Annotated in this window: 23 protein-coding genes; 10 read left to right on the top strand and 13 right to left on the bottom strand. The window is 65.9% G+C overall.

Annotation, left to right across the window (positions count from 1 at the left end):
- Window positions 1–89 precede the first annotated feature (89 nt).
- The 3 genes from ACFQS4_RS20410 (at window position 90) to ACFQS4_RS20400 (ending at window position 2,101) form a co-directional block, all read left to right on the top strand.
- Complete coding sequence (locus tag ACFQS4_RS20410; protein WP_500196049.1) at window positions 90–419, top strand: hypothetical protein; 330 nt, start codon at window positions 90–92, stop codon at window positions 417–419.
- A 186-nt stretch (window positions 420–605) separates the two neighbouring features.
- The gene (locus ACFQS4_RS20405; RefSeq protein WP_500196046.1) at window positions 606–1,184 is read left to right on the top strand and encodes a SprT family zinc-dependent metalloprotease; all 579 of its coding nucleotides are present in this window, start codon (window positions 606–608) and stop codon (window positions 1,182–1,184) included.
- Between the two features lie 98 nt (window positions 1,185–1,282).
- Window positions 1,283–2,101, top strand: a complete 819-nt coding sequence (locus ACFQS4_RS20400; RefSeq protein WP_500196044.1) for an HFX_2341 family transcriptional regulator domain-containing protein — start codon at window positions 1,283–1,285, stop codon at window positions 2,099–2,101.
- A gap of 53 nt (window positions 2,102–2,154) precedes the next feature.
- Here the strand turns inward: ACFQS4_RS20400 and ACFQS4_RS20395 are convergent, their stop codons facing one another.
- Together ACFQS4_RS20395 and ACFQS4_RS20390 are read right to left on the bottom strand one after the other, a co-directional pair.
- Complete coding sequence (locus ACFQS4_RS20395; RefSeq protein WP_500196041.1) at window positions 2,155–2,412, bottom strand: DUF8119 family protein; 258 nt, start codon at window positions 2,410–2,412, stop codon at window positions 2,155–2,157.
- Between the two features lie 45 nt (window positions 2,413–2,457).
- Window positions 2,458–3,627, bottom strand: coding sequence for a hypothetical protein (locus tag ACFQS4_RS20390; RefSeq protein WP_500196039.1), 1,170 nt, complete (start codon window positions 3,625–3,627; stop codon window positions 2,458–2,460).
- Between the two features lie 392 nt (window positions 3,628–4,019).
- Between ACFQS4_RS20390 and ACFQS4_RS20385 the strand changes: the two genes are divergently transcribed.
- Window positions 4,020–5,807 carry an acyl-CoA carboxylase subunit beta gene (locus tag ACFQS4_RS20385; RefSeq protein WP_500196037.1) on the top strand — a complete coding sequence of 596 codons (1,788 nt, stop codon included), beginning with the start codon at window positions 4,020–4,022 and terminating at the stop codon, window positions 5,805–5,807.
- A gap of 278 nt (window positions 5,808–6,085) precedes the next feature.
- Window positions 6,086–6,451, top strand: coding sequence for a DUF5658 family protein (locus ACFQS4_RS20380; protein WP_500196035.1), 366 nt, complete (start codon window positions 6,086–6,088; stop codon window positions 6,449–6,451).
- Between the two features lie 40 nt (window positions 6,452–6,491).
- Here the strand turns inward: ACFQS4_RS20380 and ACFQS4_RS20375 are convergent, their stop codons facing one another.
- The 6 genes from ACFQS4_RS20375 to ACFQS4_RS20350 form a co-directional block, all read right to left on the bottom strand.
- Window positions 6,492–7,124 (bottom strand): GNAT family N-acetyltransferase, encoded by a 633-nt coding sequence (locus tag ACFQS4_RS20375; RefSeq protein ID WP_500196032.1) that lies wholly within the window; start codon window positions 7,122–7,124, stop codon window positions 6,492–6,494.
- Complete coding sequence (locus ACFQS4_RS20370) at window positions 7,121–7,828, bottom strand: GNAT family N-acetyltransferase (protein ID WP_500196030.1); 708 nt, start codon at window positions 7,826–7,828, stop codon at window positions 7,121–7,123. The genes ACFQS4_RS20375 and ACFQS4_RS20370 overlap by 4 nt, the downstream gene beginning before the upstream one ends.
- Before the next feature lie 389 nt (window positions 7,829–8,217).
- Window positions 8,218–9,144, bottom strand: coding sequence for a nitrilase-related carbon-nitrogen hydrolase (locus ACFQS4_RS20365; protein ID WP_500196028.1), 927 nt, complete (start codon window positions 9,142–9,144; stop codon window positions 8,218–8,220).
- A 64-nt stretch (window positions 9,145–9,208) separates the two neighbouring features.
- A complete protein-coding gene (locus ACFQS4_RS20360; RefSeq protein WP_500196025.1) occupies window positions 9,209–9,634 on the bottom strand; it encodes an SRPBCC family protein in 426 nt (141 codons plus the stop codon).
- A gap of 167 nt (window positions 9,635–9,801) precedes the next feature.
- Entirely contained in the window at window positions 9,802–10,026 is a 225-nt protein-coding gene (locus ACFQS4_RS20355) for a DUF7123 family protein (protein WP_253437200.1), read from the bottom strand.
- 129 nt (window positions 10,027–10,155) lie between these two features.
- Entirely contained in the window at window positions 10,156–10,341 is a 186-nt protein-coding gene (locus ACFQS4_RS20350) for a DUF7525 family protein (RefSeq protein WP_500196022.1), read from the bottom strand.
- 199 nt (window positions 10,342–10,540) lie between these two features.
- Here ACFQS4_RS20350 and ACFQS4_RS20345 point away from each other — a divergent pair, with 199 nt between their 5' ends.
- Complete coding sequence (locus ACFQS4_RS20345; RefSeq protein WP_500196020.1) at window positions 10,541–11,785, top strand: LEA/WHy family protein; 1,245 nt, start codon at window positions 10,541–10,543, stop codon at window positions 11,783–11,785.
- A 39-nt stretch (window positions 11,786–11,824) separates the two neighbouring features.
- Here ACFQS4_RS20345 and ACFQS4_RS20340 read toward each other — a convergent pair whose 3' ends face one another.
- Entirely contained in the window at window positions 11,825–12,058 is a 234-nt protein-coding gene (locus ACFQS4_RS20340; RefSeq protein ID WP_500196017.1) for a hypothetical protein, read from the bottom strand.
- On the opposite strand from ACFQS4_RS20340, the gene ACFQS4_RS20335 reads away from it, so the two are divergent.
- A complete protein-coding gene (locus tag ACFQS4_RS20335) occupies window positions 12,032–12,328 on the top strand; it encodes a DUF7528 family protein (RefSeq protein WP_500196014.1) in 297 nt (98 codons plus the stop codon). The genes ACFQS4_RS20340 and ACFQS4_RS20335 overlap by 27 nt on opposite strands.
- 86 nt (window positions 12,329–12,414) lie before the next feature.
- Here ACFQS4_RS20335 and ACFQS4_RS20330 read toward each other — a convergent pair whose 3' ends face one another.
- A complete protein-coding gene (locus ACFQS4_RS20330) occupies window positions 12,415–13,446 on the bottom strand; it encodes a PhoU domain-containing protein (protein ID WP_500196012.1) in 1,032 nt (343 codons plus the stop codon).
- A gap of 147 nt (window positions 13,447–13,593) precedes the next feature.
- A complete protein-coding gene (locus ACFQS4_RS20325) occupies window positions 13,594–14,742 on the bottom strand; it encodes an ATP-NAD kinase family protein (RefSeq protein ID WP_500196010.1) in 1,149 nt (382 codons plus the stop codon).
- Between the two features lie 121 nt (window positions 14,743–14,863).
- Here ACFQS4_RS20325 and ACFQS4_RS20320 point away from each other — a divergent pair, with 121 nt between their 5' ends.
- A complete protein-coding gene (locus tag ACFQS4_RS20320; protein WP_256548169.1) occupies window positions 14,864–14,986 on the top strand; it encodes a hypothetical protein in 123 nt (40 codons plus the stop codon).
- On the opposite strand, the gene ACFQS4_RS20315 is transcribed toward ACFQS4_RS20320, so the two are convergent.
- Window positions 14,987–15,688, bottom strand: coding sequence for a competence/damage-inducible protein A (locus tag ACFQS4_RS20315; RefSeq protein ID WP_500196006.1), 702 nt, complete (start codon window positions 15,686–15,688; stop codon window positions 14,987–14,989).
- 119 nt (window positions 15,689–15,807) lie between these two features.
- On the opposite strand from ACFQS4_RS20315, the gene ACFQS4_RS20310 reads away from it, so the two are divergent.
- Window positions 15,808–16,164, top strand: a complete 357-nt coding sequence (locus ACFQS4_RS20310) for a helix-turn-helix domain-containing protein (protein ID WP_500196685.1) — start codon at window positions 15,808–15,810, stop codon at window positions 16,162–16,164.
- Between the two features lie 191 nt (window positions 16,165–16,355).
- Here ACFQS4_RS20310 and fer read toward each other — a convergent pair whose 3' ends face one another.
- Complete coding sequence (fer, locus tag ACFQS4_RS20305) at window positions 16,356–17,003, bottom strand: ferredoxin Fer (RefSeq protein WP_500196003.1); 648 nt, start codon at window positions 17,001–17,003, stop codon at window positions 16,356–16,358.
- Between the two features lie 187 nt (window positions 17,004–17,190).
- Here fer and ACFQS4_RS20300 point away from each other — a divergent pair, with 187 nt between their 5' ends.
- Entirely contained in the window at window positions 17,191–19,050 is a 1,860-nt protein-coding gene (locus ACFQS4_RS20300) for a MutS-related protein (protein WP_500196000.1), read from the top strand.
- Window positions 19,051–19,077: the final 27 nt, after the last annotated feature.

Here is a 19,077-nt window from a genome sequence, read left to right as displayed (position 1 = left end):
GGCTGAAAACTATCGCCGCTGTCACAGTCCGTCTGTTCTACCAATATTTCGACAGGAAAGCTTATGACGCGCTACTCAGGTTATCGGGTATGGCACGTGACACTCCGGCAGCAGACGACGCACAAACACCACGACACCACTCCACCCTCCCACACCTCGTGACCATCGTCGGTCGCGGGGTCCCCTCGAGTTTCGAAATCACGGTCGACGGCGACATCGAGATGGTCGACGACGAGCCCACCGAGTCGGCCACCATCGTCTCCGGAAGCGGCGCCGAAGGTGCGGTCGACACTGGTGTCAGGCGGTTCCGATTCTCTGGGGAGATGGCGAACGTACGCGTCGTCGACTGGAACGGAAACACCGCCCCCGAGTCGACGAGCGTCCCGACGGTTCACGTCGATTACGGCGTCACGAACTGATCCTCTCGGTTCTTCGCTCTATCGTGCAACCAGCGACAGCGACGCCGACGGTAACGGCGAGGGCAACGGCGACCGCGATACCTAGCGTGACACGCCCAGTCGCCGACCACCGATAACAGCCTCGAGCGGACACGCAGTCACGACCGTAACGATTACGTCTCGAGAATTCGTCGCGGTCGGTAACCCGTGTCCGACGCCGACTCGAGCGACACCGATCCGTCGCTCACCATCGACGACGAACTCCTCGCTCGCGCCCGGATCCACGCGCGAGACGTCGACATCGACGTCGACTGGGACCGCCTCGAGTGGGACGTCTCGACGCGAGCGAAGCGCCGGGCGGGGGCCTGTCGCTGGCACGCCGACCGGGGGATGACGACCATCGTGCTCTCGCGGCGGGCGTACGAGGCCTACGACTGGGAGACCTTCGCCGCGGTCGTTCGCCACGAACTGGTCCACGCCTGGGAGTACCAGCGCTTCGGCGAGTCGGGTCACGGCGAGCGATTTTGCCGCGTTGCCGCCGAACTCGAGGCCCCGCGTCACTGCCCTTCGTTCGCGGACCCGCGGTACGTGCTGCGCTGTCTGAACGACGACTGCGACTGGCGGGCGCGTCGCCACCGTGCGTCGACTCCGGTGACGACGCCCGAACGGTACCGCTGTGGGAACTGCGGGAGCGACTACGCTGTCGAGCACGCCGAGAGCGGTCGGCGCTGGACGACCGCGAGCGAGTACGGCGGCGCGAAGGCCGCGCTCGGCGACGATTGGTAGGGAAAATTCGATCCCAGTTCTCGGCGTTCAATATTCGACAGACGGCGGACGGCGAGGGAATCCCGTACAGTTATTTACCTGCCGTGGGCGGTCGTCGTATGGACGTCGTCAAGCGCGTACACATCGTGCCCCTCGGCTACGAGTTCGACCGCGTCCTCGAGCCGATTTGCGACCAGCGGGCCGACCTCGTCTACCTCCTCGAGCACCCGATGGACGATCCGGACCGAGTCGCCCCCGACTACCGTGAGGAACTCGTATCGGATCTCGAGTCGGCCGCAGCCACGGTTCGTCGTCGCGAGTGTGATCTGACGGACGTCTACGCCGTCCTCGGGGAGGTGACGACGCTGGCCGACGAGCACGCGACCGATTCCGTCTCCGTGAACGTCTCCGGCGGCGGCACCATCGCGGCCATCGGTGCGACCATGGCCTGCATGGACGTCTCGACCGACGCGACCGCCTACTACGTCGAACCCGAGGGCTACGCGCACGATCCGACGATGGCACCGATCTCGAACGGGGCCGCGGACGTCTACAGTCTCCCGACCTATCCGATCGAATCGCCCACCCGCGACCAGATCGCGATCATGGGCTTTCTCGCCGATCCCGCGGCCTGGGACGGCTATCACGAGGACCGGACGACGCCACCGAAGAAGAAAGACTGCATCGAGTTCGCCCGGGACGTCGGCCTCTCGTTCATGGCCGACCGCGCCCCGCCGGAGGCCCACCCCGGCGGCGAGGACAAGGGCGCCTTTCGCGTCCTCGACACGCACGTCCTGGATCCGCTCGAGACCGACGGCTACGTCGAGATCGAGTCGGTGGGTCGGCGCCGCGTGATCACGCTCACCGAACAGGGCGAAAACGCGTATCGGGCGTTCAAGCACAAACTCGAGTACGCCGAGAACTATCCTGGCGAGTGACGGCGACTCCTGTCCTATTCGTCCACCGTCGAGCGACGGCAGCAACTCCTGTCCTACTCGTCAGCCCGTCGAGTCACCGTACCGGCGCGGATCCAGGGGGCGGTGATGGCAACGTACCCTGCTGCCCCGCCGACGAGGAGCACGTAGAACGCCCACCTGGGCCAGGCCGTCTCGAGGAACAGGAGCGTCAGGAAGATCGTCCAGAGGGCGAGGATAGCGAGGTCCGCGAGGAGTCGAATCCAGCCGAGGACGAGCGTCCGATACGTTCGCGCGCTGTCGGTCGAGTCCTGTCGTCGTGATGTGGTGGTCATTGGTATTGGGTGCTCTCGTGGGCAGGTGTTGACGTTGACGTGCGTTCAGAAGTGAAACCCGTGCTGTTCGGTCAGCTGATAGGCCGCGATACCCCAGACGTAACTCTGACCGGGCCACCAGGTTCGGGCGTTGTTGAAGCCCGCGATGAGGACGCTCTCGTCGTCACCGATCGGATCGGCGTGAAAGCTCACCGACCCGCTGTCGCCGTCGGCCATGTCCGTCTCGTCGCCCCATCGCAACTGGCCGCGCCGACACACCGAGCCGGTGAGACAGGAGACGGCGTCGATGCCCTGAATCTCGCCGCTCGTCTGGCCAGTGAGCGCGCCGACTTTCTCGAGGGGCTCGTCCCGGGCGACCAGGTCGGCCAGGCCGTACCGGGTGAACTGTCCCTGAATGTCGTACTGGCGGTCTCCGTCGATCGTGCTGCTCGGTCGGTACGCACCCGTCGATTCGATGGTTACGACGTCCGCAACCGGATAGCTCTCGATGACCGTTCCGAGTTCCGTCCGTTGGCCGTTCTCGAACGGGAGCGAGACGGTCGCCCCGCGCGCGTCCTCGACACTGTCGAACGCGTGGTGGGCGGTCGAGAAGTAGCGGGAGTTGGTCCCGGGCTCGTACAGCGCTGGTCCGAGCGTGGCGATGCTCGTATCGGTCTCACAGGAGATGCCGGCCGGAACGAGCGTCGACGCCGGGTCGCGCGCTCGACGAGGTTCGCGCTGGACGTCGTCCTCGAGGCCGTCCAGATTTCGAATGGTATCGACGTTGATCGACACTCCGTCGACGGCTCGATCGAGTACCTCGCGAACGGCGTCGGCTTCGACGGATACCTCGACCGTGATCGTCGCGCCACCGTCGTCGTACGTTCCCGGCACGACGGCGCTCCCGAGGTAGCCGGTGATCGTCGACTCCGCGAGGAGTTCGTTGAGTTCGAACGCTTTGGAGACGCTCGCGTACCACGACGCCGGCACCGATCGCGTGCGGGTGTCGACGGACCACGGGTCGTCGGGGTCCGTCCGAACGAGGGCCGTGACGACGGGAACCTCGCCGTCTGCTGCGGCGAGGAAGTCGTCGACGCCGAGGACGCGAGCCAAGCCGAGGCTGTACCCCGCCGCGACGAGGGTTCTGATGAACTCGCGTCGATCCATGCCGCGAGCGACCCGCTCGCGGAGAGACGCCAGTCGCTGTTCGGTCGACCCGTCGGTATCAGAACTCATCGTGGCTCGAGAGACGAGTGTAGATGGCCCTCCTACGGGGAAAGCTAATTCTCCCGTACATCGACAGGTCGAGTGCACAGATCGAACAATCCACACTTACCCACTAAACTGGTGTACTTGCGTGAGTCCGGGATACACGTCGAGCGTGCACTACTGTGGCGGAGTTACCGGGATGGCGCTCGGAACCGCCACTCGTTCGCACTCGTCTCACCGTCCATTCGCCGATCTCTGAGTCGTTCGGTTCCCCTACTCGCCGACGCGCCGAGAGACTGTCTCGAGGGGTGCAATACGGCACATCAGGAGACTGTCTCGAGGGGTGCGATACGGTACCACGGATCCCGCGACCGGGCGAAAGGGAAAACGGTTTTTCCCCCCTCCTCGCAGAATTTGCCATGAACGTTCGTATCGGACCGGGTGCGTCCGACGAGGAGGCGTCGGCAATCGGGACGGCGCTGGCCGAGTACGTCGGGAACGAAGTCGAAGTGTACGTAGGGGACGGGGAGGAACCGGCCGTCGTCGTCTCGCCGCCGGATTCGACCTCGACCTCGACCTCGAGTTCGGGTTCGAGCGACGGCGACGGCACCACAGGCGCCCCAGCCACCAATCAGACTGTCGCCACGGAGGACGACCTCGGCCCGACCGAACGCGAGGAGAAACTCCTCGCAGAAATCGAGGAGATCCTCGAGGGGGGCCACGAGAAGTACAAGGAACAGTTGCCCGAGGAGGGGAAACTGTTCGTTCGCGATCGGATTGACCTCTGGTTCGACGGCGAGAACAGCAAGTTCCTCTTCGAGGACGGCAAGTTTGCGGAGTTCGACGCGGACGACCGCCTCCCGGCGGACGCCCTGATCACGGGCGCGGCCACCTTCGAGGGCCGGGACCTGCACTTCATGGCCAACGACTACACCGTCAAGCGCGGATCGATGGCCGCCAAGGGCGTCGAGAAGTTCCTGCGGATGCAACAGCGCGCCCTGAAGACCGGCCAGCCGGTGCTCTACCTGATGGACTCCTCCGGGGGACGAATCGACCAGCAAACCGGCTTCTTCGCCAATCGCGAGGGGATCGGCAAGTACTACTACAACCACTCGATGCTCTCGGGGCGCGTGCCACAGATCTGCGTCCTCTACGGACCCTGTATCGCCGGGGCAGCCTACACGCCCGTCTTCGCCGACTTCACCATCATGGTCGAGGGGATGTCCGCGATGGCCATCGCCTCGCCGCGGATGGTCGAAATGGTCACCGGCGAGAAGATCAGCATGCAAGAACTCGGCGGCGCTCGCGTCCACGCGAGCGAGTCTGGATCGGCCGACCTGGTCGCCACGGACGAAGAACACGCCCGGGAACTCGTCGCCCAGCTCGTCACCTACCTGCCCGACAACGCCGACGAGAACCCGCCCCGAAGCGAGCCTCGAGCGCCCGAAAAGTCCCCGAACGGCATCGACTCCATCGTTCCCCAGCACCCCAACCGGGGCTACGACATGGTCGACGTCATCGAGCGGGTCGTCGACGCGGGCAGTTACTTCGAGCTAAGACCCGACTACGGCAAGGAGATCATCACCGCCTACGCCCGGATCGACGGCCGCCCCGTCGGCATCGTCGCCAACCAGCCGGCCCACCGCGCGGGAGCCATCTTCCCCGACGCCGCCGAAAAGGCCGCCGAGTTCATCTGGAAGTCCGACGCGTTCAACATTCCGCTGCTGTACCTGTGTGACACGCCCGGCTTCATGGCCGGTTCCCAGGTCGAGAAGGACGCCATCCTCGAGAAGGGGAAGAAGTTCATCTACGCCACCTCGTCGGCGACGGTCCCCAAACAGACCGTCATCGTTCGGAAGGCCTACGGCGCGGGCATCTACGCGATGGGCGGCCCGGCCTACGATCCCGAGAGCATCATCGGCCTCCCGTCGGGCGAAATCGCCATCATGGGCCCCGAGGCGGCGATCAACGCCGTCTACGCCCGAAAACTGGCCGAGATCGACGACGAGGACGAGCGCGCCGAAGAGGAGGCACGGCTCCGCGAGGAGTACCGCGAGGACATCGACATCCACCGCATGGCCAGCGAGGTCGTCGTCGACGAGATCGTTCCTCCGAGTTCGCTCCGGGAGGAACTGGCCAACCGCTTCGCGTTCTACGAGGGCCTCGAGAAGGACCTGCCGAGTAAGAAACACGGCACGATTCTGTGAGCCGATAGGCGCATTCTGTGATCCGGTAGTCGGTCGCTCGAGGCGTATTTCAGCGCGCTCGTGAGCGAGTGTGGGCGATGCCAATCGCCCGCGAGTGCGACCGACTACGATCTCCTGCGAGTGTAGCCGACGCCGACCGCCTTACGGCCTGTAGCGTCCGCTTACTCGCCAGTAACTCGAGCGTACACTGTCCTCGAGACTCCATAACAATAGCCGGTTCCGCGGTAGCGGGAGACGCTCTCGCTGGTTCGCGCCGGTTCGATTCCGGCAGGGAGCGTATGTCCACGGACGGCCTCCGCGCCCGGGTCCAGCAGTCTCATCGCCTTCGACTCGAGACGGCCCGGATGGACGGCCTCGAGACCATCCTCTGGCTGGTGGTCGCCGTCTCGCTCGTCGGCGACGTCGTCACGACGTTCGTCGGCCTCCAGCTCGGCCTCGCGGAGTCCAACCCCGTCGCCCGCGGGGTGATCGACAACTGGGGGCTCCTCGGGATGCTCGCCCTCAAAGCGGGCGCCGTCGTCGTCGCGATAGCCTGCCGGACCGTCCTCGAACGAACCTACCGGCCGATCATCCCGGCGGCGCTGGCGCTGCCGTGGATGACGGCCGTGGTGCTCAACGTCTATCTAATCTCGTCGGTTCTCTGAGTCGGTGGCGTGAGAGCAACGGCCCGAGTCGGGGGTCCGCTCACCGACTCGCCTCGAGGGACACCGCCGACCGCCTCTTCGTCGGGTCGTAGTTCGCTCGCGTGATCGTGTACCGAATCGCGTCGGCCGGTTCGTCGACGGCCATCGTCCACCAGTTCCGGAGCCGACAGTCTCGGCTCCCGCCGAGGCGCTCGACGTACCGGTCACAGGCTCGCAGCGAGCGTTCGTTGTCCGCCCGGACGAGCACCGAGACGACCTCGAGGTCGAGGCGGTCGAACGCGAGGGTCACGAGTGCGTCGGCCCGCTCGCCCGAGTAGCCCCGGCCCCAGAAGCGCTCGCGGAGCCAGATCCCCAGGTCGCCGATTCGCTTCGCCCAATCGACGCCGAGGCCGCAGGTGCCGGCGATTTCGTCGGCCCCGTCTTCCCCGTCCGCCGGTCGAATCACGTAGTCCGCCGACCGCGACTCGTTCCAGGAATTCTCACGATTCTCGAGGAACTCGAGCGTCTCGCCCGGCGTCTCGTGTGGGTCCCAGGGCGTGTACCTCGTCACGTCGTCGATGGCCGGATCCGAGCCACAGATCCGGTAGTAAGCAAGCGGATCGACCGTCTCGCTCGAGAGTCGCTTCAGGCGGAGGCGGTCGGTTTCGATGGTGTCGGGAAAGAGGTGGCTCATCGGGCCTGATCAGTGCCCTCGTCCGCTCGTTCTTCCCGTACTCCCGTGTCGAGTTGCCCTCGAGCCTCGTCCGAAAACGAGACGTCCACGTCCGGCCGATCCTCGCACTCGCGGTACTCCTCGCGGGAGACGCTGTAGCGATACAGGTCGATTGGCTCGCCGTCCTGGACGCGCCAGTTGCGGAGGAGGCCGTCGCGACCGCCGCCGTGGGCCTCGGTGTAGCGCTCGATCGCGCGATTCGACTTCTCGTTGTCGACCAGCGCCGTGACGGCCACCAGCTCGAGGTCCAGGCGCTCGAACGCGAGTTCCATGAACGCGGCTGCGCGCTCCCCGGAGTACCCGCGTCCCCAGAAGCGCTTGCGGAACCAGACCCCGAGCGTCATGGTTCGTTTCTCCCAGTCGATCCCGAAGCCGGCGTCACCGGCGAACGCGCTCGCCTCGTCCTCGCCGTCGCGGAGATAAATGGCATAAGAGCCGCCGCTCGAGTCGTCCCACTGCTCGCTGACGTACTCGAGGAACTCGAGGGTCGCTTTCGGCGTCTCGTGTGGGTCCCAGGTGACGTACCTCGTCACCTCTTCGATCCCCGGGTCCGACGAGCAGAGCTCGTAGAGGTCGAACAACTGGTCGGCGTCAATCTCGTCGACGTGGAGCGCCTCGAGACGGAGCCGATCGGTCTCGATCGTCTCGGGAAAGAGCGTCGTCATACGAGCGTGGATGGACGCGGAGTAAAAAGCGTTGCCCCACCCGTGATCCTTGCTAACACATGCGTCACGGTCGATAGGCAAACTATACTTTTCGAAGTATCGTCGTCTGGCGGAGATGCTATCGTCTCAAGCGAGTCCCTCGACCGGCTCGAGGTGCCGTTCGTCGTTCGTCGTTCGTCTTCCGTTCGAGACCGCACGCTCGAACTGGCGTCCGAAATCGAGTGGCGAAAGGAGTGGGCGAGGCGGAGAGTTGGCCTCGTTTCCCGGGAACGAGGCGCGACGGGCCGAGACGACGCGCAATGCCGGTCGTGACGTGAAAAGCGTCTTGTAACCGGCATCAGTAGGTGGTAGGCGAGCGGATAAAAAGCCAGTGGTCTCGGCAGCGTAGACTAGAGCCGTCGGTCCCGCAGGGCCGGAAACCGAGACCGGACCTCCGAAACCGTCCCCGCGTCGACGTCGGCCATCACGAGGGCGGGGTCGTCCCCGCTCGAGGCCAGCACCGTCCCCCAGGGGTCGTAGACGGTCGACCGTCCGAGCAGGGAGGCCTCCTCGAACGACCCCGACCCGTTGATCGTCGCCACGTAACACTGGTTCTCGATCGCTCGCGCTCGAGAGAGCGTCTGCCAGTGCTCGAGGCGCGGGTACGGCCACGCGCTCGGGACCAGGATCAACTCGACGCCCTGGTCAACCAGCCGTCGGTACAGTTCCGGGAACCGCAGGTCGTAACAGGTGCTGACGCCGACGGTGAGCCCGCAGACCGTTGCCGTCTCGATGGCTTCCCCGGGGACGAGGAGTTCGGTTTCGGCAGATTCGTACCCGAACAGGTGGTGTTTCCGGTAGACTAGCTCGAGGTTTCCCGACGCGGAGAGCAGCGCCGTGGTGTTCGCGTATCCTTCGTCGGCGGGCGTCTCCACCGACTCGGTCGCCGCGAGGTCCTCGACGAAGCTGCCCGTGAGGACGGCGACGTCGTTCTCGATGGCGGCGTCGCGAAGTCGGCGTAAGGTCTCCCCCTCGAGCGGTTCCGCGCTGCGCGCGTACAGGTCGAACTCGAAGTACCCCACCGTGAAGAGTTCGGGTAAAGCGACGAGGTCGGCGCCGCGAGCGGCCGCTCGTTCGATCGCGGCGACCGCCCGGTCGCGGTTGCCCTCGAGGTCGCCGGCCTCGACTGCTAGTTGGGCGAGTGCGAGGGAGATTCCCTCGCTCTCGGCATCATCCACGTCCTCGTCCTTGCCTTCACCCTCATTCTCGAGGTTGTGCTCGGCCGCTCCGTGTTCGTCTGTCGTCGCCTCCGCCGCCGCGTCGGTATTTTTGGTCATGGTGGTGTGTGAGTCCGTCGTGCGTGTCTCGTCTCCGTACCCGTGACCCGCCTGTCGGCCCCGATCACTCGACCTCGCGCTCGAGTTCGCGCTGCAGGTTCTCGAGTTCACCGTCGAGGTTGCGCTTGAAGAAGCGTTCGACGCCCGGCAGGTGTCCGTCGACGACGAAGGTATTGTCGACGCGGCTTCCCCCATCCGTCTCAGTGATCTCGTGTTCGCCCGTGACGTCGAGCAGCTTCGATCGGCCGATGAACTTGACGTACTCGGGCGGGCGCCTGATGACGTCCTCGGTGTCGACGCTGACCGTTCGCGTCACCAGCGGAAGCGGGATCTCGACGTGCCAGGTCGCCCGTCGGCCGTCGGGGTCGTCCGTCGTGAAGTCTTTGACGACGCTAATCGCTCGAGCGCGCTTCTCCGGATCGGCGATGAACGCCCAGACGCGCTCGGGTGGTGCCTGCAACTCGAACGACCGATCGATCCGGACAGTCATACTCCTTTGTCGGTGGGTAACTGGTAAAAAGACGGTGAATCGAGCGAACCATCGTTCACGTACGCCTCGATAGGTCGACCGCCGCCGGGCGACACACTCCCGAGTGTGTCGGTGGTTCGGCCGTGCCGCCGTGGTGCCGTAGGGCCGTTCGATCCGAGACCGAGCGGTTAGCTCATCGTGACCTTCCAGGTCGTCGAGCGCGCGCGGCCCCACTTTTCGATGTCGATGTCCTCGGTCTTCTCGGCGAGGTGGGGGAGGCGGACGCCGACCTGTTTCGAGGAGAGGCCGATCGCTTTGGCGATGTTTTTCGCACGGAAGTACTGCTCGCCGCGGGCGGCGCTCTCACGGAGGTACGAGATTATCCGCTGCTCTTCGTCGGAGTAGTCCGTCATCGTCCGTATGTAAGATAGGTCGTCTGTGGCCTTAACTCTTGAGAGGGGTTTCAGCCGATGGTGGTCGAAGAGAACCGCCTGTCCGTCGTCCGCCGTCTACACTCCATGGCTGTCTCGAGCAACGTGCGATTAGTGCCAGTAAAAGTGCATGCCGACGATCGCCAGCGCGCTGAACGTGACGGCGGCGGCGAAGCCCCAGGCCGCCGCGATCTCCGGGGCCGTCGTAAGCATCACGAGTGCGCTGATGATCGCAACGGCGCCGAACACCAGCCCCACTCCGACCCCCTTGTCGGTCGTCTGCGTGTGGTCTGCCATGCTGGCGCGTTGTGTGGGGGCCTCCTTAATTGCATTCATTCGCGTCAGCGAGTCCGTTCGTTCGCGACAAAATTGCCGTCTTCCAGCCGAGCCAGCACGCCACTTCGCAGGCGCCTCGAGCGACGACGAAGCCGCCGATACCTATTCCAGACAATCCCGCACGTTTAAGTCTCGAGGTTCGAACGAGTATCACGAACGCATGGTACGCCAGACGATCCGATCACTCTTCTTCGGGAGCGCCTTTCGAATCGCGGGAACCCTCGTGCTCGCCATCGCCGTCACCATCGGCGGCGCGTTCGGTGCCGGGGTACTCGGCGTCCCCACGCTCGAGTCGATGGACAACGAGTTCGGCGACGTCGACGACGAACGGACCGAAATCCTGACCGACCTGACGATTCACAATCCGAACCCGATCGGCCTGGGTTCCGCCGACGTCGACGCGAACTACGACGTCTCGATGAACGGCGTCGAGATGGCCAACGGGAGCGGCGAGGACATCACCGTCGAGCCGGGAACGTCGACTGAATCGCTCCAGACAGAGATGCGAAACGAACGTATTCCCGACTGGTGGGTCACCCACATCGAAAACGGCGAGCAGACCCACGTCGAGATCGATGCGACCATCTCGAGCGGCCTCGTCGGCCGGTCGACCGAGGTAACGAACGAGCAGACCGTCGAGACGGACCTCCTCTCGGCCTTTAACTCCGAGGAGACCAGACCGATCAACGCCGACCGGGCGCTCGTCGAGGATCCGATCCTCTACGTCAACGCTACGCGAGGCGAGTGGGCCGGCGTCGACCAGCAACACACGGAACTTCGGCTCGAGTTCGACGTCTACAACCCCAAGAGCTACGCGATCCCGGCGAGCCAGCTCGGCTACGAGATCACGATGAACGACGTCTCCGTCGGCCTCGGCGAGAGCGACCGCGAGTACGTCCTCCCGCCCGGCGAGGAGACGACGATCGTGACGACGACGCGCATCGAGAACGAGAACCTCGACGACTGGTGGGTCACCCACATCGAGAACGACCAGGTCTCGGATCTCCGGATCGAATTCGATGCCACCTTCGAACTGGCCTCCGGCACGACGATCACGATTCCCCTCGAGTCGATGACCTACGAGGAGACGATGGAGACTGACATCTGGGGGAACGACGAGGCTGGTGAGACGGGCTCGAACTCGAGTTCGGCCGGCGACTCGAATTCGACCTCGAACTCGAGCGACGGAGAGACGAACGCTACCGACGAGACGGAGTCGGACGTCGAGGGTGCCGAGACCGACGACGAGACGGATGACGGTACCGAGAAGGATACCGACGGCGGAACTGGCGAGGATGCGGACAGTACCGGTGATGACGGGAGCGGCGGAAGCGACGGGAGCGACGATGGCGACACGAACAGTACGGACGACGAGGAAGACGACGACTCCCTGCTCGGCTCCTGACCAGCGACAGGATTTTGTCACCGGCACCTGTACCCCTTCTCATGCAACGGAGTCAAACCGCTCCTGATCGCGTTCTTCTCGCATAGCCTCGCTACTGACGACGACCAGAACGAGCCCCGCGAGTTCGCCGACGACTCGATCGTCATTCGCCCCGACGGCGGCGGAATCACCCTCCAACTCGAGGAAACGACTCGGACACTCACTCGCGAGGAGGCCCTGGCGGTCCAGTCGGCGATCGGCGACGCGTTGACCGATCGCCGCGAGTACGTCCACACCGCCGGCACCCGGCGCGAGGACGGCTCTTACGTGGTCTCCCGGCGCGGCGCCGATTCGACTGGGAACCAGCAGGTGTTCGAGTCGTTCGAGGCGCTCGAGTCCTTGTACGCCGACCTTCCGAACCAGTTCGACGCCGACGTGGTCGGGTGCCAGGGGACGAAAATCACGGGCTCGAGGCGCCACATGCTGGTACGCCACTTCGTCGAGCATCCGGCGTTCAACTGCCGACTCGTGAGTCGGCGGCCGCTCGAGGTGGTCAAACGGTAGCCGTCCCTCGAGTGGCTGCGGGGTTCACGAGACTCGGATACTCGAGCGATTCGAACACGCGAGGCTCGAACGCTCGCGAGACTCGCCTACGTGATCGTCGTGTGCTCGGACTCCTCGTTCAGCGCCAGGTTCGCCGCAATCTCGACGTTCCGAATCGCGTACTGGGCCGTCTGCTGGAGGCTGACCAGCACCTCCCTGACCTGCAGGAGGTCCTCGTTTTGCATCTCGGGCAGGTCCGCGAGGATCTCCCGCTCGCGGTCGGAAATGTCGTGAAACAGTTTGCGGGCCTCGATCGTCTTGTCGTAGTTGCGCTCGACGGCCGACTCGACGGCGAGGGCCGTAATCTCGTCGACGGCCTCCGTGAGTTCTCGAATTTCGCGCATCACCGACTTCTCGACGTTGAGGGTGTGGCCCTCCGCTTCCATCACGATGTCGGCGATGTCCTCGGCGTTGTCCGCCGTCAACTCGAGGTTCTTCGCGATCGACCGGTAGCCGATCAGGGGGAAGCCCGACTCGAGGCCGACGGCACGGGCGAGCGTGGGATTCTGGTAGGCCGTGAAGATCAAACGCAAGAGGAGGACGAAGATCTTGTTGGCCTGGCGCTCCCGATTGAGCGCCCGCTGGGCGAGGTCGGGATTGCCGTGAGCGAGCGCCTTGATCGCCTCTCCGCGCATCGTCCGGCCGGTTCGCTCGAGGCGTTCTAAGAGGTTGTCGAGGGTGAAGTCCTCGGGGTCGACCGAACACCGGATCGAGATGCTCTCGGGCGTTTCCTCGATGACGCCCAGGCCCATGAGCTGGGTCTCCGCCCGGTAGACCGCGTTGATGTGGGCGGACTCGAGGGCGCCGTCGGTACACTCGATGCGAATGACGCGTCGCCCGAGGACGTACTGGGCGACGATGGCACGCTCGACCGCGTCGGCGTCGAGGTTGTCGGTTCGGATGGTGGCCTCGGTCTCCCCGAAGTTCGCCGATTCGGGCATCACTGTCAGCGTTCCCTTGCCACCCATCCGCAGCGAGACTTCGTCGCCTTTCTCGACGCCGTGCTCGCTGGCCCACTCCGCCGGGAGGGTCATCGCCAGGGTCGACGGCCCGAGCCGCTGAACTTTCCGCGTCTCCATGGCACGAGGTAGGCGCTGTCTCACCTTAGTCCTGACTATACATCCATTATTCGTTGCAGATTGTCCATGTGTGCTAGTGTCTCTCGGTCCCTTCGAGCGCGACCTTATACGCCTCGTCGAGCCGAGCGACTCGGACCCGACGCCCGCTCAGACCACCTTCAGCAACCGCGTCGTGAACCGACCGGTGCGAACGTGCATCCACCCGCGGAGGGACTCGTCGATCGCCTCGTCGTCCGTATCGACCCGTAGCTGACCGACGCCGTCGAGTTTGTCGTCGCTGGCGACCACCTCGACTTCCGCTCGTTCGATCACCGCGGGGGAGAGCTGGTGGTTTCCTCGCCCGAAGACGAACCCCTGGCCGCCGATGGGTGAGACGACGATCACCGCGGGCTCCTCGAGCACCGCCAGGATCTCTGACTCGCTCGCGTCGCGGGCCAGCACCTCGCCGCCGCGCCAGACGTCGACGCCCAGCGGCGAGGGGTCGATTCCGAGGGCGGACTCGATCGCGCCGACGGTGCTTCCGGGCCCGAAGACGTAGGTCGTTTCCGGGTCGACCTCGTCGGCGAACCCCTCCGCGAGCGCGTCGACGCTGCCGCTCGAGAGCTGTTTGCTCGACTGGACGCCGCTCGCGACGGGGACGGGGACGACCGCCCGGAGTTCGGCCCGGACCTCGCCCTCGCGGTAGGCGTCCTCGTCGATGTCGTTGACCTCGCGGTCCTCGACGCGGTCGAACTCGGCGGCGATCCGCCCCGCGTCGGCCGGCGTGACGCCGAACACGGAGGAGTAAATCTTGACGCCGGCGGGAACGCCGAGCATGGGCGTCTCTCTCTCGTCGGCCTCGGAGAGCACCTCGGCCACGTCGACGGCCGTCCCGTCTCCGCCGACGAACAGGACGAGGTCGACGTCGCGCTCGAGGAACGCGTGGACGGCGGCTTTCGTGTCGTCGGCCGACGTCTCCGGCGAATCGCCGTGGGCGTTCGTCTCACTGTCCTCATTGCCCCTATCGTCTTCATCGCTCTCACTGCCCCCACCGAGAACGCCCGACGGCTCGTAGACCACCTCTGGGTCGTACCCCGCTGCTCGAGCCGCGTCCTCGCCCATGGGGCCCGCAGCGGTGTAGAGCGTCAGATCGGGCCGGCGGCGTGCGAGCGCCTCGAGGGCTTCGACCGCCCGCTCTGGCGCGCGAGGTTCGGCCCCGCGACGACGCGCTTCTGCGATCTTCCCGTCGGTTCCCTTGAGTCCGACGCGGCCGCCCATGCCGGCGATCGGATTGACGACGACCCCGAGCGTGTCCATGGTCGGTCATCGACGGCGCGGCAAAAAAGCCGTGCGACTCGGCTGTCGACGACCTGTGCTGTCACTCGAGACCCCGGACGCTTTCTGAACAGTTAAGAAGGGCGACGACACAGGTATGCGCATGGTCGACCTCACGCACGTCGTACTCGCCTCGAGCGACTTTCCGATCGAGATCGCCGGCTGGACCGTTCTCGTCGTCAGTCTCCTGATCACGGCGTTCTGGGCACTGTACCTGTATCGCTGATCACTCCTCGACTTCCTCGACTTCCTGAACGCGCTCGCGGAGCCACGCCGTCGCCGCCTCGACGACTGCCGGGTCGGGGCTCTGGACAGTGATCCGAACGGACTCGCCGGGGTAACTGCCGACGACCACGTCGAACTCCTCCTGGACCGCCTCGAGTCGCCCGACGAGTGCGCTCTCCGGTTCGTCGGCGACGACGACCTCGCGGTGCCGAGGCTCTCCGTCGAACTCGTCGACGACAGCCGCGAACATCGCCTTCATCTCCGCGGGCACCCCCGGGAGAACGTACACCGACCCGACGACGCACCCGGGTGCGACCCCCTCGACATTGTGGAGGGGACGAGCACCACGTGGCAGGTCGGCCGTCCCCGCGGTCAGGTCCTCGCGTGCGTACCCGCCCTCGGACTCGAGCCAGGCGAGGGCCTCGTCGTTGCGCTCGAGTGACCGGCCGAAGGCAGCGGCGACGCCCTCCATCGTGAGGTCGTCGTGGGTGGGGCCGAGTCCGCCGGTGACGACGACCGCGTCGTACTCGGCCCGGTACTCGTTGACGACGCGGGCGATGTCGCCGACGCGGTCCGGAAGCGTCGTCACGCGCTCGACGTCGATTCCTCGTTCGTCGAACCGGGTACAGAGCCAGGTGGCGTTCGTGTTCGCCGTCCGTCCGGCGAGCAGTTCGTCTCCAACTGTGACGACCGCGACGTTCATACCCGTGGTTGGGACCGCTGGTGGAAAGGTTGCTCGTCACCTCGCACCCAAGTATATAACTGTATGGGTAGAAACAGCCACAAGATTCAATTCTTATAATTCACATAGCGAAGACAATGATGACACGTGGTGGCTGGACGGAACAACGGAATAGCGAATCAGATGCGCTTCTGTCGGCCCTCGGCAGCAAGTACAGCGCGGAAATTCTCTGTGCAGCGGGCACCCCCAAATCCGCACAGGCCCTGAGCGAGGACATCGAGGTCCCGATCGCGACCTGCTATCGCCGGATCGAGGAACTCGTCGACGCCGGCTTGCTCGAGTGCGAGGGACGACAGCTCTCGAACGAGGGGCGCCGGACGAATATCTACCGGCGAACGCTCGACGAAATCGAGGTCGATTTCTCCTCCGAGCGCCCACAGTTCTCTCAGAAACGCCGGACGGAAGCGAAGAATCGGCTCCAGGATCGACTGCGGTGACGGCGACGCCGGGGAAGGGGACCGACCGTTCGAACACGTGATCGTCGGATGTGGTGGGGAGGAGTTCAGATTTGTTCTCGAGCGCGTCGCTGTGCCTGCAATCACGTCGGGGCCATTTGCTATAGACTATATAATCTATAGTGTCAGCCGAGCAGACGAACGAGCGACCACGAACCGCAGACGATCGCCGGTCACTCGAAGGGCCGCGGCGGCAACCTGAGTTCGTCGAGTTCGGGGAGGTGCTTGACGTTGAAGACGACGGTCGCGTCGTCGGTGAGCGGCCGGCCGACACAGGAGAGGCGGATGCCGCGGTCGACCATCTCCTCGGGCAGGATGTGATCGACCGGCGTCGACAGGTCGCCCTCGAGCATCGCCACGGCGCAGTTCGCACAGGCGCCGCCCCGACAGGCGTAGGGCCAGTCGAATCCCTCGTCCTCGGCGGCCTCGAGCAACGTCTCGCTGGGGTCGACCTGGACGCGTCCGTAGTCGCTCGAGGCGAGGTCGGCCTCGGCCGCCTTCTCCAGGAGAGCGTCGTCCTCGAGGGCCCAGCCGTGGTCGGTGAGGGCGTCGTAGTTGAGGTAGGTGACCTCGGCGGTGTTCGAGTCGTCGTCGGATTCTGCCGCGCCGTTCGTCCCGGGGTCTACGTCGAAATCGCTTCGCTCGAGCGGCCCGGTATCGCCCACGAGCAGTTGCTCGCGGGCCGCGTGGACTTTCCTGAACTCGACGGTCGACCCGCCGTGGTCCGGGTGGGCTTCCTTCACCCGCTGGCGGAACGCGCGTTCGATTGCCGCGTCGTCCGCGCCGGGTTCGATTCGCAGGACGTCGAACGGGGACTCCACAGTAGGGCTAGCGGGATGGCGGTTGTATACTTTGTCCCAACGGTCGATCCCGCCGGTTGCGATACTGGGCGGTGAGCGTTGGTTGGATACCCGGTGACGAGCGTCGGTTGCACACCTGCCGGCGAGCGTCAGTTGCATACCCGCCGGCGAGCGCAGTCTTTACGGTCCTCGCTTCGAACCGAGAGGTATGCGACTCGAGGCGTACTGGGGCGTCGGGCCGAAGACCCGCGAAGCCCTCACCGAAACGCTGGGGACCGAGCGGGCGATCAGGGCGATCGAGGGCGGCGACGTGCGGGCGCTGACCGACGCCGGCCTCTCCAGGGGGCGAGCGACGCGAATCCTTCGACGAGCGACCGGCGGGGACGGCATGGACACGCTCGCGACGAGCGACGCCCGGGCGGCGTACAAGGAGCTCCTCGACCTGGCGGTCGACCACGCCGTGACCGACCGGGCGGCCGACCGCATCCGCGTGCTCACGCCCCTGACGAGCGTCGAGGCGATGGAGGCCCGACTCGACGACGTGCTCGCGGCCCGAGACGCCTGGGAATCGCTCGCGGACGACGACCGCGAGACCGTCCTTGAAGCCTACGCCCGCTACGACGACCGCGACGGGAGCGAGCGAGCCGCCGTCGAGGCCGCGCTCGCGCTGTGTGACTCCGGGGTCGAGACCGGCCCCTTCGAGACCATCGCCGACCTCGAGACGGACGCGCTCGAGGCGGCCGCCGCGGCGCTGGGCGCGCTCGAAGGGGAGGACGACCGCGTCCAGGAGGGGGCGGACGAGGAACTCGACCGGCTTCGCTCGGCGCTCGGCGCCGTCGAGGACATGGACGCCAACGCCCTCCAGGTGATCGAGGACCTGCGCTCGGACGGCGTCGGCGACGTGACCGCCTTCCAGGACGCGTTCGAGGATCGACTGCTCTCCGAGACGCAGGTCACGATCGACCAGGTCCGAGAGGCCATGCCGACCGAGGCGACGGACGCAACGGACTTCGTCGGCGGCACCCTCCGGAGCCTGCGATCCGATCTCACGAGCGCCGTCGACGAGCGCGAGGCGACCGTTCGAAGCGACCTCGAGGCCACGCTCGATGACGCCCGCGAGGCGGTCGACCAGGCGGTCGGGGCCGTCGACGACATCGCCTTCCACCTCTCGCTGGCCCGGTTCGCGCTGGCGTACGACTGCACCCGGCCGACGTTCCGGACGGGCGACGAGGCCGCGGTTTCCGTCGTTCGGGCGACGAACGTCGCGCTGGCCGCTCGAGGCGAGTCGGTACAGCCGGTGACGTACGCGCTGGGCGAGCACGGTGTGACGGGCGACGCGCTCGAGGCCGAGGGGGTCGAGCAACTCGATGCCGACGGCGATACCGACGCCGCGACCCGGATCGAACTCGAGGCCAGGAGCAACCCCGTCACGGCAGAGGAACTGCCGGCTGACGAACGCGTTGCGGTCCTCACCGGCGCCAACAGCGGCGGGAAGACGACGCTGCTCGAGACGCTGTGCCAGGTCGTCCTGCTGGCGACGATGGGGCTGCCCGTCCCGGCCGACCGCGCCGAGGTGACGCCCGTCGACGCGCTCGTCTTCCACCGCCGGCACGCCAGTTTCAACGCCGGCGTCCTCGAGTCGACGCTGCGATCGATCGTCCCGCCGCTCTCGAGCGGCGGCCGAACGCTCATGCTCGTCGACGAGTTCGAGGCGATCACCGAACCCGGAAGTGCCGCCGACTTGCTCCACGGGCTCGTCCGGCTGACCGTCGAGCGCGACGCCCTGGGCGTCTTCGTCACCCACCTCGCGGACGACCTCGAGCCCCTGCCGCCCGAGGCCAGGGTGGACGGCATCTTCGCCGAGGGGCTGAACCCCGACCTCGAGTTGCTGGTCGATTACCAGCCCCGATTCGGGACGGTGGGCCGGTCGACGCCGGAGTTCATCGTCTCGCGACTGGTGGCTAACGCCGAGGACCGGAGCGAGCGGGCCGGGTTCGAGACGCTGGGTGAGGCGGTCGGCAACGACGTGGTCCAGCGGACGCTCGCGGACGCGCGCTGGAGCGGCTAGGAACTCGACGCTCGGGTGTCAGCGCCG

The organism is Saliphagus sp. GCM10025317 (genome assembly GCF_042663665.1).
Lineage (GTDB): Archaea > Halobacteriota > Halobacteria > Halobacteriales > Natrialbaceae > Natronosalvus.
The sequence above is the reverse complement of the archived record's forward strand: the minus strand, read 5'-3'. Positions and strand labels throughout refer to the sequence as shown.

Excerpts from the sequence above, each read along its gene's own strand:
- ACFQS4_RS20325 (WP_500196010.1), bottom strand. The coding sequence starts at position 14,742 with ATGGACACGCTCGGGGTCGTCGTCAATCCGATCGCCGGCATGGGCGGC.
- ACFQS4_RS20360 (WP_500196025.1), bottom strand. The coding sequence starts at position 9,634 with ATGACTGTCCGGATCGATCGGTCGTTCGAGTTGCAGGCACCACCCGAG.
- ACFQS4_RS20315 (WP_500196006.1), bottom strand. The coding sequence starts at position 15,688 with ATGAACGTCGCGGTCGTCACAGTTGGAGACGAACTGCTCGCCGGACGG.
- ACFQS4_RS20380 (WP_500196035.1), top strand. The coding sequence starts at position 6,086 with ATGTCCACGGACGGCCTCCGCGCCCGGGTCCAGCAGTCTCATCGCCTT.
- ACFQS4_RS20365 (WP_500196028.1), bottom strand. The coding sequence starts at position 9,144 with ATGACCAAAAATACCGACGCGGCGGCGGAGGCGACGACAGACGAACAC.
- ACFQS4_RS20375 (WP_500196032.1), bottom strand. The coding sequence starts at position 7,124 with ATGAGCCACCTCTTTCCCGACACCATCGAAACCGACCGCCTCCGCCTG.
- ACFQS4_RS20395 (WP_500196041.1), bottom strand. The coding sequence starts at position 2,412 with ATGACCACCACATCACGACGACAGGACTCGACCGACAGCGCGCGAACG.
- ACFQS4_RS20345 (WP_500196020.1), top strand. The coding sequence starts at position 10,541 with ATGGTACGCCAGACGATCCGATCACTCTTCTTCGGGAGCGCCTTTCGA.
- ACFQS4_RS20400 (WP_500196044.1), top strand. The coding sequence starts at position 1,283 with ATGGACGTCGTCAAGCGCGTACACATCGTGCCCCTCGGCTACGAGTTC.
- ACFQS4_RS20330 (WP_500196012.1), bottom strand. The coding sequence starts at position 13,446 with ATGGAGACGCGGAAAGTTCAGCGGCTCGGGCCGTCGACCCTGGCGATG.
- ACFQS4_RS20370 (WP_500196030.1), bottom strand. The coding sequence starts at position 7,828 with ATGACGACGCTCTTTCCCGAGACGATCGAGACCGATCGGCTCCGTCTC.
- ACFQS4_RS20350 (WP_500196022.1), bottom strand. The coding sequence starts at position 10,341 with ATGGCAGACCACACGCAGACGACCGACAAGGGGGTCGGAGTGGGGCTG.
- ACFQS4_RS20385 (WP_500196037.1), top strand. The coding sequence starts at position 4,020 with ATGAACGTTCGTATCGGACCGGGTGCGTCCGACGAGGAGGCGTCGGCA.
- ACFQS4_RS20320 (WP_256548169.1), top strand. The coding sequence starts at position 14,864 with ATGGTCGACCTCACGCACGTCGTACTCGCCTCGAGCGACTTTCCGATC.
- ACFQS4_RS20390 (WP_500196039.1), bottom strand. The coding sequence starts at position 3,627 with ATGAGTTCTGATACCGACGGGTCGACCGAACAGCGACTGGCGTCTCTC.
- ACFQS4_RS20310 (WP_500196685.1), top strand. The coding sequence starts at position 15,808 with ATGACACGTGGTGGCTGGACGGAACAACGGAATAGCGAATCAGATGCG.
- ACFQS4_RS20355 (WP_253437200.1), bottom strand. The coding sequence starts at position 10,026 with ATGACGGACTACTCCGACGAAGAGCAGCGGATAATCTCGTACCTCCGT.
- ACFQS4_RS20300 (WP_500196000.1), top strand. The coding sequence starts at position 17,191 with ATGCGACTCGAGGCGTACTGGGGCGTCGGGCCGAAGACCCGCGAAGCC.
- ACFQS4_RS20410 (WP_500196049.1), top strand. The coding sequence starts at position 90 with ATGGCACGTGACACTCCGGCAGCAGACGACGCACAAACACCACGACAC.